The 11,001-nt window shown below is 68.1% G+C and carries 11 protein-coding genes; 10 read left to right on the top strand and 1 reads right to left on the bottom strand.

Annotation, left to right across the window (positions count from 1 at the left end):
• The first annotated feature begins 87 nt into the window (after nucleotides 1-87).
• The 7 genes from ACGFZS_RS35880 (at nucleotide 88) to ACGFZS_RS35850 (ending at nucleotide 7,876) form a co-directional block, all read left to right on the top strand.
• Nucleotides 88-747: a hypothetical protein gene (locus ACGFZS_RS35880; protein WP_393798585.1), complete on the top strand. Its 660-nt coding sequence runs from the start codon at nucleotides 88-90 to the stop codon at nucleotides 745-747.
• Between the two features lie 20 nt (nucleotides 748-767).
• Nucleotides 768-1,778: a hypothetical protein gene (locus ACGFZS_RS35875; RefSeq protein WP_393798659.1), complete on the top strand. Its 1,011-nt coding sequence runs from the start codon at nucleotides 768-770 to the stop codon at nucleotides 1,776-1,778.
• A 94-nt stretch (nucleotides 1,779-1,872) separates the two neighbouring features.
• Complete coding sequence (locus tag ACGFZS_RS35870; RefSeq protein ID WP_393798584.1) at nucleotides 1,873-3,309, top strand: PE-PGRS family protein; 1,437 nt, start codon at nucleotides 1,873-1,875, stop codon at nucleotides 3,307-3,309.
• A 52-nt stretch (nucleotides 3,310-3,361) separates the two neighbouring features.
• The gene (locus ACGFZS_RS35865) at nucleotides 3,362-3,937 is read left to right on the top strand and encodes a hypothetical protein (RefSeq protein WP_393798583.1); all 576 of its coding nucleotides are present in this window, start codon (nucleotides 3,362-3,364) and stop codon (nucleotides 3,935-3,937) included.
• Nucleotides 3,938-4,435: 498 nt separating this feature from the next.
• Entirely contained in the window at nucleotides 4,436-5,803 is a 1,368-nt protein-coding gene (locus ACGFZS_RS35860; RefSeq protein ID WP_393798582.1) for a nitrate/nitrite transporter, read from the top strand.
• An 88-nt stretch (nucleotides 5,804-5,891) separates the two neighbouring features.
• Nucleotides 5,892-7,058, top strand: a complete 1,167-nt coding sequence (locus ACGFZS_RS35855) for a uroporphyrinogen-III synthase (protein ID WP_393798581.1) — start codon at nucleotides 5,892-5,894, stop codon at nucleotides 7,056-7,058.
• 305 nt (nucleotides 7,059-7,363) lie between these two features.
• Nucleotides 7,364-7,876 (top strand): helix-turn-helix domain-containing protein, encoded by a 513-nt coding sequence (locus ACGFZS_RS35850; protein WP_393798580.1) that lies wholly within the window; start codon nucleotides 7,364-7,366, stop codon nucleotides 7,874-7,876.
• Here the strand turns inward: ACGFZS_RS35850 and ACGFZS_RS35845 are convergent.
• Nucleotides 7,827-8,360 (bottom strand): peptidoglycan-binding protein, encoded by a 534-nt coding sequence (locus tag ACGFZS_RS35845; protein WP_393798579.1) that lies wholly within the window; start codon nucleotides 8,358-8,360, stop codon nucleotides 7,827-7,829. The genes ACGFZS_RS35850 and ACGFZS_RS35845 overlap by 50 nt on opposite strands.
• A 281-nt stretch (nucleotides 8,361-8,641) precedes the next feature.
• Here ACGFZS_RS35845 and ACGFZS_RS35840 point away from each other — a divergent pair, with 281 nt between their 5' ends.
• The 3 genes from ACGFZS_RS35840 (at nucleotide 8,642) to ACGFZS_RS35830 (ending at nucleotide 10,945) form a co-directional block, all read left to right on the top strand.
• On the top strand, nucleotides 8,642-9,250 hold the full coding sequence (locus ACGFZS_RS35840) for a CGNR zinc finger domain-containing protein (RefSeq protein ID WP_393798578.1): 609 nt from the start codon (nucleotides 8,642-8,644) through the stop codon (nucleotides 9,248-9,250).
• Nucleotides 9,251-9,602: 352 nt separating this feature from the next.
• On the top strand, nucleotides 9,603-10,124 hold the full coding sequence (locus tag ACGFZS_RS35835) for a sigma-70 family RNA polymerase sigma factor (RefSeq protein ID WP_010039908.1): 522 nt from the start codon (nucleotides 9,603-9,605) through the stop codon (nucleotides 10,122-10,124).
• Entirely contained in the window at nucleotides 10,124-10,945 is an 822-nt protein-coding gene (locus tag ACGFZS_RS35830) for a zf-HC2 domain-containing protein (protein ID WP_365692886.1), read from the top strand. Before ACGFZS_RS35835 ends, ACGFZS_RS35830 begins: the two co-directional genes overlap by 1 nt.
• The last annotated feature ends 56 nt before the right edge of the window (nucleotides 10,946-11,001 follow it).

Genomic DNA, 11,001 nt, shown 5'->3' with positions numbered 1-11,001 from the left:
GACCATTCGCTCTGGTGCCGTCGGCGTCCTCCCGGCTACCGTATCGGCTGCTTTCTTCGACATCACCCGCCCCGTCAGGAGCCCACCGTGACCCGCCGTCTCCGCCTGCTCACGACTCTCACCGCCGGCACGGCGACGGCCCTTCTGCTCGCCGGCTGCGGCGGAGGAGGAGACAACTCCAAGTCGAACGACAAGATCGCGGGCGCGGACACCGACACATCGTCCTCGGCTTCACCGAGCGCGTCGGCTTCGACGGCGACGTCGGGGCGCCCGAAGATCGAACTGCCCTCGGATCTGACGTACACCTTTGAATGGCCCAAGTCGGGTGATGCAGTCAAGGATGCCGTGCTGGCGGACAGCGAGCAGAACATCCAGTCCGTCGACCTCGCCATCGCGAACCAGGATCCGCTGGACAAGGCCTACCAGTACTACTTCGAGGGCGAGGCCGCTGCGCAGATCGAGACGTACGTCAAGGCGTATGTGAAGGCCAAGGCGCGGACGACGGGGCACTTCCGCTACTACGACCCGGTAGTGAACGTCAGCAGTTCGAATCAGGCCTCACTCGTGTACTGCGAGGACCAAGGCAAGGCCTACGACCTCTATCTGAAGACGAAGAAGGTCAACAAGACGCCTGTTTCCAAGGACAGTTACGTGCTGTACAGCACCCAGTTGCACAAGAACGACAAGGGTGTTTGGGCCGTCGAAAAGCTCATGTCTGTGAGGGGGAGTTCCAAGTGCCAGCCTTGAGGCCAGGCGCAAGACCGCTGATCGCTCTGCTGTTGGTCGGCTCGACTCTGGCAGGCGCGGGACCTGCCCTGGCCAACACCGACGTGGGCGGAGGCGCGAAGACTCCCCCCACCACAGGAGGGAACGAGTCGGGCGGTGCCGATGGGGACAAGATCAATTCCTCGGTGGGCTTGATCGTCTACGACCGGTCCAAGAACGGCTCAGGGTCTTCCGTGGGCTCCATCACCTCCACGACGTCCTGGACCCCTCCGGCCTGTTGGTATGCGCCGAAATACACCCCGGCCGCACTCCAGGCGTATCTGGAGAACATCTGGGCGCAGGACTCGACGGGATACGAGTGGGACGCGACCCAGCGCGACCGGTACGTCAACGGCCACCCCTACAAGGACTTCAACAAGGACAAGACCGGCAAGGGGTACTGGTGGGACTCGTACGTCAACGAGTCGTTCCCGCCCGGCTGGGACCAATGCAAGGAGCCCTACTTCTGGGTGGACACCGGTGACGCGCCGCCGGCCAACATCAAGAACGCCGTCACACCGGAGATCCTCGCCCAACTCGCCTACAACGAGATCCGGGTGCCCTCCAAGGACGTGAGCCTGGCTCCCGCCGGCACCACGAAGGTCAACCTCCCCACGTGGGCGTGGCTGGACCAGGCGACGTTCAGGCCGGTGTCGGTCACCGCACGCATCGACGCCCTGGGCATGTGGGCCACGACCACCGCCACACCCGTCTCCCTCAAGATCGAGCCGGGCACCTCCGACGCCGTCACCTACCCGGCCTCCGGGGTCTGCGAGTTCGACAACGGCAGTGTCGGGGAGAAGTACACCGCGGGCGACGCCGACAAGACGCCACCCTGTGGAGTGAAGTACCTCCGCTCGTCCGGCAACGGCTCCTACCAGCTCAAGGCCACCATCACCTGGAACATCAGCTGGACCGGCAGCGACGGCGGCGGCACCCACGACCTGGACCCCGGCTCCTTCGGCCGGTCGCAGGATGTCATCGTGCAGGAGATCCAGTCCGTCAACAGGTGAGTTGTGGTGGCGTCGACGGCGCGGGGACCTGGCCAGGTGATGCAAGGGTGAGTGGTCAGGTCCCGTTGCAGCCGGGATGATGGGGGGCCAGAGCGTGAGAACCGTCAACCCGGACGATTTGGATCGGCTTGCCGTGCTTCTGGACGGGCGGGGCGGTGTCAGGGACAACCTCGATGAGGCCTTCACCCGGGCGTCGAGGCTCGGCGTGTCCAGCCATCTTGCCCACCTCAGGCCCATGGGGGCATGGAGCGGGGACACTGCTCGCGACTTGAGGCGTCGTGCAACCTTCGCGCGACTTGAAAACGGCGATCGCGCAGCGGGACTCCGCTGGGCGGGCTTCAGCCCGAAGGAGATTTCCGAGGCGGGCGCTGGACTCTTGTCACCTGAGCCCCTGATCGTTGCATTTGCCATGGCGGTGAGCAGGGACCCGAAGGCCGATTTTTTCCGTCGTCGCCGCAATGAATCTGCGCACGACTGGGCCGACCGCGTCCGAGCTCACGCCATTGCGCAGATTCCTGCTCTACGGCCGTACGAGAATCAGATCAAGAACTTGATCGGCTTGTACGGTGACGCCACGAGTGCTGTCGATTTCGGAGCCCGGGCCGTTCTGTTGGGCACGAATATCACCAGAGTAATTGCTGGTAACTCGTTCGCTCGGGGCTGGGGAATGGCTCTGAAGAACTGGTCTGCCGACAACTTGGTTGCACGGATTCCCCTCGCTCAGGCAGAGTTGTGGGCGACGAGTATCAGAGACGCCCGTCCCGTTATTGCATCACTTTCGGCTCCGGGGACCTGGCTCCCGAATCAGATATCCAGACTGGCATCGGGGAACTCCCTCTTCCGGAACGCCTATCGCTTTCCGGTCGTTCGGCATCAAGTCTCCAGATACCTGGGCATTGCCTGGGACGAGGTGCTGTCAAGTAGCGCAGTCACGGCCACTTTCCGCGGGTGGAGCGCAAACCGGCTTGTCACGACGGTGGTGGGTAACGATACCCTCGCGCATATTTTCGGTGGACTCACCCACTCGGGTCAGCCGGTCGCGCGCGCAGGTCAGGCCAGCCTTTATCAAGTGGCGAAGAACACCTTCACGGCTGCCCGCGTTGCGGAAGCGGGTCGGGCTGCTTCGTTTATGGAGGGTCTGGAAAATGCTTTTCGCGTATCCGGGGGTTTGCGAACCCTCGGAGTCGTGGGCGGTCTGGGTTCCACGATATACAGCGGATACAATCTCTATACCGAGGGCAACCCAACCAAACACTTCGGCAGCCGTGAAGAGGGAGCGAGTTACGTCGCGGATGTGGCGGAATTCGGATTCAACGCGTCTTTGACTGCTGCGACTGTATGCCCTAACCAGTACACGATCGGAGCCGCTGCGGTATTCGGTACGACCTATGTCGGCGCAAAAGTTGTGGAACATTGGGACGACGTCAAGAGTACGGCGAAGAGTGCAGATGAATGGGTAGGCAAGCAGGTTGACAACCTGACCGAAGGGAAAGGATTGGCTCACGCGGTCAATCCGATGAGCTGGTTTTGACGGTACGCGTGGTATCTTCTGAAGTGCATAAAGCGAGGATCGGCTGAATTTCATGGAAAACGCGACATTCAGACTGGAAGGCTTCAGGGACTCCTTTTTGACCGGCTGGCGTGGAGTCCTGGGGGACTTCGGCCATGTGACCGTTCAACGCAAGGGGGGCGCGTCTGGCGCCTACCGCGGATTTGCCGAGTTGTTCGGTGGGCTGCTGCCATTTACGGAGTACTCCGGCCTTGGCTCCGGATATCCGGGACTGGCCGAGGGAATTTTGACGGTCGGCGGAGAGGAGGTACAGCTCTCCTACAACATGCGGGCCATCAAGCGGAGTTCACGTGCGCTGAAGCTGAGCTACCGGGAGCGGTCGTACACCTACACCTCGTTTGGCTTCGCGAAGCCAGTTCAACTGGTCAGAGACGGGCTCGAAATCACCATCAGTCCGGGTTCGGCGGAATCTCCGCGAGACACTTCCTTGCGCTCTGGGAAGGTTGTCGGTGTCGCCGATCCCGTTGACCTCGCCATTGCTACGATCTTTGAAGTGGTCGACACATCCGTGCTTACGTTGGGTGGTGCGATCGCCACTGCTCCTTTCGCCATGATGCGCCCTCATCCTCGCAATGGTGGATACGACTGATGCCCTCTCCGCACCTGGGATCTGCCATGCCTGCCGGGCCAGCGGTCTCGGCCGCGTAAGGGAAGGGGGAGCCGGCCCAAGTGGAGGGGCGACGGTGAGATGGGATGGGGTGGCGTTCTCGGAGCCGTGGATGCAGATGACTGCGGGCGCGCTGGCTGCCTCACCTGTCCCGGACGAGGCTATGGATGAAGTCCCGCGACTCGGCGGCTCCGGTCCAGCGGCCTCAGTATCGGCAGCGGTGCCAGCCGCCCCGGCATCAGGCCGAACCCTACGGAGCCGTCCATGGGCTCGTACGCTCCCGGCCGCGCCCACCCGCAGCCCTTCCTGAGCCGCCCTACCTCACCCCCTCCCACCCCGACCTCTCACCCGTCCTCCTCCCAGGGTGAGAGCAACGTTCCTTTCCGGTCACTCGTAGGTACAGGGTGGAAACGACGCGTCCCTACCTTCGGGCCTAGTCACTCGTAGCAGCCCGAGCACGCGGAGCACCGTGGAGGCGTCATGACAGCCCCAGCCCCTACTTCCCGTAGTCGCTGGATCCAGGAGTGGGATCCGGAGGACGAGGCGTTCTGGAACGCGACCGGCGAGAAGGTCGCACGCCGGAACCTGATCTTCTCGGTTCTCTCCGAGCACATCGGGTTCTCGATCTGGACCATGTGGTCCGTGCTGGTGCTGTTCATGGGCCCCGAGTACGGGCTCACCCCGGCCGACAAGTTCCTGCTGACGTCGATGGTCACCCTGGTCGGCGCGGTCGTCCGGGTGCCGTACACCTTCGCCGTCGCGCTCTTCGGCGGCCGGAACTGGACGATCATCAGCGCCGGACTGCTGCTCGTCCCCACCGTCGCCGCCTTCGCGGTGATGAAGCCGGGGACGTCGTTCAACACGTTCCTGCTCGTCGGGCTGCTGGCCGGCATCGGCGGCGGCAACTTCGCGAGCAGCATGACCAACATCAACGCCTTCTTCCCGCTGCGGAAGAAGGGGTGGGCGCTGGGGCTCAACGCGGGTGGCGGCAACATCGGCGTGCCGGTCATCCAGCTGGTCGCCCTCGCGATCATCGGGGCGAGCGGCGGGCCGCGCGTGCTGCTCGGGATCTACATTCCGCTGATCCTCGTCGCCGCCGTGCTGGCCGCGCTCTTCATGGACAACCTCGCCACCGTGAAGAACGACACCGGCGCCGCGATCGACGCCGCCAAGGACGCCCACACCTGGATCATGTCCTTCCTCTACGTCGGGACGTTCGGGTCGTTCATCGGGTACGCCTTCGCCTTCGGGCAGGTGCTGCAGGTCCAGTTCGGGCGCACCCCGCTGCAGGCCGCCTACCTCACCTTCGTCGGCCCGCTGCTCGGCTCCCTGATCCGGCCCGTCGGCGGCTGGCTCGCCGACAAGTACGGCGGCGCGAAGATCACCCTGTGGAACTACGTCGGCATGGCCACCGCCACCGGCCTCCTCGTCATCGCCAGCATCGAGAAGTCGCTGCCGTTCTTCGTCACCGTCTTCGTCGTGCTGTTCGTGCTCAGCGGGCTGGGGAACGGGTCCACGTACAAGATGATCCCCGGCATCTTCCAGGCCAAGGCGTTCGCCAAGGGGCTCGCCGGTGACGAGGCCGCGGCCTACGGGCGGCGGCTGTCCGGGGCCTCCATGGGGCTCATCGGGGCCGTCGGCGCGCTCGGCGGCGTCGGCATCAACCTCGCCTTCCGGCAGTCGTACCTCTCCTACGGCAGCGGCACCGGGGCCTTCGTCGCCTTCCTGGCCTTCTACGGCCTGTGCTTCGCGGTCACCTGGGCCGTATACCTTCGCCGGCCCGCAGCCCAGGGGCAGGCGGCGGCCGCCACCGAGACAAAGGCGCAGCTCAGCTACGCCGAGGTGTGACGTAACACTGGTGACATCAAGTCGAACCGAGCCTGTCACGGACCGTTGACAGGCTCGTTCGGCATGCGGGTCAGCTAGGAGAGCAGCCATGTACGAGGAACAGCAGCGGTCGGGCGACGGCGGCGGTCAGCACGGTCCCCTCGCGGGATTCACCGTGGGGGTCACGGCCGCGCGCCGCGCCGACGAGCTCGGGGCACTGCTCCAGCGGCGCGGTGCCGCCGTCCTGCACGCCCCCGCCCTGCGCATCGTGCCGCTGGCCGACGACGGCGAACTGCTCGCCGCCACGAAGGAGATCATCGACCAGGTACCGGACATCGTGGTGGCGACCACCGCGATCGGGTTCCGCGGCTGGGTCGAGGCCGCCGACGGCTGGGGCGTCGGCGAGCAGCTGCTCGGGCGGCTGCGGGACGTGGAGCTGCTGGCCCGCGGGCCCAAGGTGAAGGGGGCGATCCGGGCCGCCGGGCTGACCGAGGAGTGGTCGCCGTCCTCCGAGTCGATGGCCGAGGTGCTCGACCGGCTCCTGGAGGAGGGCGTCGACGGCCGCCGGATCGCCGTACAGCTGCACGGGGAGCCGCTGCCCGGGTTCGTGGAGTCGCTGCGGGCGGCGGGCGCGGAGGTGGTGCCGGTGCCGGTGTACCGGTGGATGCCGCCGGAGGACCTCGGGCCGGTGGACCGGCTCCTGGACGCCGTCGTCTCCCGCTCCGTCGACGCCATCACGTTCACCAGCGCGCCCGCCGCGGCCTCGCTGCTCTCGCGCGCCGAGGACCGGGGGCTGCGGGCCGAACTGCTCGCCGCCCTCGGCCACGACGTCGTACCGGCCTGCGTCGGACCGGTCACCGCGCTGCCGCTGCAGGCGCTCGGCATCGACACGGTCCAGCCGGAACGCTTCCGGCTCGGTCCGCTCGTCCAGCTGCTCTGCCAGGAACTGCCGTCCCGGGCGCGGGCGTTGCCGGTCGCCGGACACCGGGTGGAGATCCGCGGGCACGCCGTCCTCGTCGACGGCGCGCTCAAGCCGGTGCCGCCGGCCGGGATGTCCCTGCTGCGGGCGCTGGCCCGGCGGCCGGGCTGGGTGGTGGCCCGCGCCGAACTGCTGCGCGCGCTGCCGGGCGCCGGCCGCGACGAGCACGCGGTGGAGACGGCGATGGCCCGCCTGCGCACGGCCCTGGGTGCCCCGAAGCTGATCCAGACGGTGGTCAAGCGCGGCTACCGGCTCGCACTCGACCCGGCGGCGGACGCCAAGTACGCCGACGCGTGAGACCGGCCGCCGGCGACCCGGCCGTGGAGTGGTCCGGGGGCGCGGGGTGCGGTGCGTTTTTCGCCACCGGGATGGGCGGACCGGCTGACCGTCGTACGACGTTGTGGGGACCGCCTCCCGGCCACGGGCCGTAGCGGGCGGTCCCCGGGGCACCACTCGGGTCCGTTCCTGCCCGTGTGAGCCGGGCCGTCCCGTGCGGACGCGCGTGTGCGACCGCGCGTGCCCCGGGACCGCGCGCATGCGCTCTGCCGGATCTTGCCGCCCGGGCGCCAGGCTGGCGCCGACACGGCACACGGGGGGACGGAATGACACGCTGGCAGCCCTTGCCGGCCGCACTGCCGGGGGAGGCCCGGCACCTGGTCGAGCATCTGCGCGTCCTGAAGGGCCGCACCGGACTGAGCCTCGCCGAACTGGCCCGGCGCACCGCGTACAGCAAGTCGTCCTGGCAGCGCTATCTGAGCGGGGACAGACTGCCGCCGAGGGATGCCGCCCAGGTGCTGTGCCGGCTCGGCGGCGGGGACCGGACGCGGCTGCTGGCGCTGTGGGAACTGGCCGAACAGGCCTGGCCGCAGGGCGCGGCGGAGCCGCCCGCGGAAGCGGCACCCGAGCCGGCCACGGGAGCGGCATCCGAGCCGGCCGCGGGAGGGCGGCGGTGGCGGACCGCCGCGCTCGCCGCGTCCGCCCTCGCCGCGCTGCTGGCCGCCGGGCTGCTGTGGGCGCTGCCCCGCAGGGCGGGCGACCGGCCGGCCGGCCGCCCCGGGGACGCGCTCAGCCGAGCTGGTCGTAGTACGCGATCCGCCAGGACCCGGTGCCCTTGATCCGCACCCGGTACTTGTTGCTGACCCGCTTGAAGGTGGCCTTCCGCGCGGTGCCGTTGTAGGTGACGATGCCGCCGGCGGCCGGGCCGGTGAGCCGCTGCTGGGCGAAGGTCCAGGTCTGGTCGGTGACGACGCCGTCGTTGTCCGACAGGTTGAAGTGGTCCTGCCACCACTGGGTGGCCGATTCGGTCTCGGGGCCGAACGAGCCGTCGATCAGGCTCTTGGTGAACGGGTGCGAGTCGCCGTCGTCGTCCTGCCACTGGGCGCCGTCCGCCCACAGGACGGTCTCCCACAGGGCCGTCGCGTTGCTGCTCGCGTAGTCGTCGACGCCGAGGTTCTCCTCGTCCTGCCAGTCGTCGAGGACGGAGCCGCCGCCGTCTATCCCGTGGTACGGGGCGGCGCTCGCGGCGGGTGCCAGGGCCAGGCCACCGGCCCCCAGCAGTACGGCCGTCGCCAGCGCGACGACCCGGGTGCGCATGCTCATGAACGTGTCCTTTCTGAACCGCCGTCCCCCGGCGGGGTCCCCCCTGGGGCGGCTCGCTGTGCTTTCGCAGGAGACAGCGTCACGGTCGCCGGCGGGCGCGGCGAGGCCTGCCGGGGTCCCCGGACCGAACGGGGACGACCCGTACGCCGTGCTCCGGTGTCCCCGCCGGGTGCGGGTCGGACGGGAACCTCGTGGAACACCGGTACGAGGGCTTCCGGCCGCCCGCCGCGCCGGGCACTGTGAAGGAACACGGTTCCCTGTCCTAAGGCGGTGGCAGGCACATGGCACTGGGTACGGCCGCGGCCCCCTACGAGCTGCGCTTCGACGCCGGGCGGGTCTGCCTGGACCTGCTGGCGACCATGCACCCCGGCGAACGGCTGGACGCGCTCGGGCCGTTGCGGGCCTGGATCACCGGATCGGGACTCGTCCCGCCGGGCACGCCGCTGCCGCACGCCGACACCGGCTGGCTCGTGGGCTTTCGCGAACTGCGCGCCCAGGTGGAGCGGTTGGTGCGCGACCGGAACACCGTCCGGAACAACGGCAGCGCACGGTCGTACGATCTCGCGCTCGCCCGCGTCAACGACCTCGCCCGCGCCGCCGCGCCCCCGGCCCCGCGCGCGGTGCCGGGCGAGGGCGGGGTCCTGGTGCGGGAGTTGGCGGGCCCGGCCGAGTGCGCGGCCCTGCTCGCGGCCGTCGCCCGGGACACCGTGGAGCTGCTCACCGACCCCGTCGCGCGGGCGGCGATCAGGGAGTGCGAGGGCGACAACTGCCCCCTCGTGTACCTGGACACGTCCCGGGGGCGCAGGCGCCGCTGGTGCTCCAGCGAGGTCTGCGGCAACCGCGAGCGGGTGGCCCGGCACCGGCGGCGCGCCGCGCTCGCCCGCGCCTGACCCGGACGGGATCTCCACAACTCCTGTCCCTTTCACGGCTTCTGTCGGATCTTCATCGAAGCTTCTTCAAAGTGATTTCGACAACACTCCGTTTGATGACGGGCGCGTACGGGCAGCTCGACCGCCGTCGACGTTGTGTCGGAAATGTAAAGATCACGCGGTGGGAATGTGCGGTCATGTCCCGCTCGTCATGTCACCCCGCTGAAAAATGTGGGGTCTTGTTGAACACCCCGCATGCCACTTCCGTACCGGTGGGGGAGCGACCGACTGGGGGAACCCCCGGACACCGGAGGTGGGCGTGCGCAAGGATGCGGCCGTGGCCAATGAACGTGGATCGAGGGCCCGACATCGCATGTCCCAGCCCTCGGAGCCTGATGAGGAGCTGATGCGTGCCCTCTACCGAGAGCACGCCGGACCACTCCTTGCGTATGTCCTTCGGCTGGTCGCCGGTGATCGGCAACGCGCCGAGGACGTCGTGCAAGAGACACTCATCCGTGCCTGGAAGAACGCCGGCCAGCTCAATCGAGCGACCGGATCGGTACGCCCCTGGCTGGTGACGGTCGCTCGCCGCATCGTCATCGACGGTCACCGCAGCCGGCAGGCCCGGCCGCAGGAGGTCGATCCGTCGCCGCTGGAGGTCATCCCCGCGGAGGACGAGATCGACAAGGCGCTGTGGCTGATGACGCTGTCTGACGCGCTCGACGACCTGACCCCGGCCCACCGGGAGGTGCTCGTCGAGACGTACTTCAAGGGGCGTACCGTCAACGAGGCGGCCGAAACGCTGGGTATACCCAGCGGCACCGTCCGTTCGCGGGTCTTCTATGCCCTCAGGTCGATGAAGCTGGCTCTGGAGGAGCGGGGGGTGACGGCGTGATGAGTGTGTACGGGGGGCACGGCGGGTTCGGCACAGGTGGTTCGGGTATGTCTGGTGCTATGCAGGAATCTCCGGTGCCCAATGAGCACGAGACGGTCGGCGCGTATGCGCTGGGGATTCTCGACGATGCCGAGGCAACCGCTTTCGAAGCCCATCTGGCCGGATGTGAGTGGTGCGCCCAGCAGCTCGACGAGCTGGCCGGAATGGAGCCCATGCTGGCCGCCCTGGCCGATCTGCCGGGCTCCGGATCGACACCGTCCATCGGTGAGTCGCTGTCCGCCAGGCCCAGCCCGCGGATGGTGGAGAAGCTCGTCGTCGAGGTCGCCGAGAAGCGGAAGGTCCGCAGCCGGCGCAGCCTCTTCGGCCTGGCCGCCTCGGTCGTGCTGATCGCCGGCGGCGCGGCGGCCGGCGTGGCGCTGAGCGGCTCGGACAGCGGCAGCGGCGGCGACATCGCCATGGGCCCGGCCCAGCAGGCCTTCCAGACGATGTCCGACAAGAAGACGGCCACGGACCCGACGACGCACGTCACCGCGACCGTCGCCGTCGAGAAGAAGGACTGGGGCACCCACGCGGTCCTCCAGCTCAAGAACGTCACCGGCCCGAAGAAGTGCTCGCTGATCGCCGTCGGCAAGAACGGCGAGCGCGAGACGGTGACCTCCTGGTCCGTCCCGAACTGGGGCTACGGCATCACGGACGCCAAGACCGCGAAGGCCAAGGAGCCTCTCTACGTCCACGGCGGCGCCGCCTTCACCCCCAGCCAGATCGACCACTTCGAGGTCATGACCTTCGACGGCAAGAAGCTGGTCTCGGTCAGCGCGTAGGGCCTGTCCGGCGGGCCAAGTCGCAGCAAACCGGCGGTGGCTGTCGACACCGGTGA

Source organism: Streptomyces sp. NPDC048288 (assembly GCF_043201555.1).
Taxonomy (GTDB): domain Bacteria; phylum Actinomycetota; class Actinomycetes; order Streptomycetales; family Streptomycetaceae; genus Streptomyces.
The sequence above is the reverse complement of the archived record's forward strand: the minus strand, read 5'-3'. Positions and strand labels throughout refer to the sequence as shown.

What these genes read in the sequence shown, in the direction of transcription:
- ACGFZS_RS35865 (WP_393798583.1), top strand. Translation starts at nt 3,362, where the DNA reads ATGGAAAACGCGACATTCAGACTGGAAGGCTTCAGGGACTCCTTTTTG.
- ACGFZS_RS35860 (WP_393798582.1), top strand. Translation starts at nt 4,436, where the DNA reads ATGACAGCCCCAGCCCCTACTTCCCGTAGTCGCTGGATCCAGGAGTGG.
- ACGFZS_RS35855 (WP_393798581.1), top strand. Translation starts at nt 5,892, where the DNA reads ATGTACGAGGAACAGCAGCGGTCGGGCGACGGCGGCGGTCAGCACGGT.
- ACGFZS_RS35850 (WP_393798580.1), top strand. Translation starts at nt 7,364, where the DNA reads ATGACACGCTGGCAGCCCTTGCCGGCCGCACTGCCGGGGGAGGCCCGG.
- ACGFZS_RS35845 (WP_393798579.1), bottom strand. Translation starts at nt 8,360, where the DNA reads ATGAGCATGCGCACCCGGGTCGTCGCGCTGGCGACGGCCGTACTGCTG.
- ACGFZS_RS35840 (WP_393798578.1), top strand. Translation starts at nt 8,642, where the DNA reads ATGGCACTGGGTACGGCCGCGGCCCCCTACGAGCTGCGCTTCGACGCC.
- ACGFZS_RS35835 (WP_010039908.1), top strand. Translation starts at nt 9,603, where the DNA reads ATGTCCCAGCCCTCGGAGCCTGATGAGGAGCTGATGCGTGCCCTCTAC.
- ACGFZS_RS35830 (WP_365692886.1), top strand. Translation starts at nt 10,124, where the DNA reads ATGAGTGTGTACGGGGGGCACGGCGGGTTCGGCACAGGTGGTTCGGGT.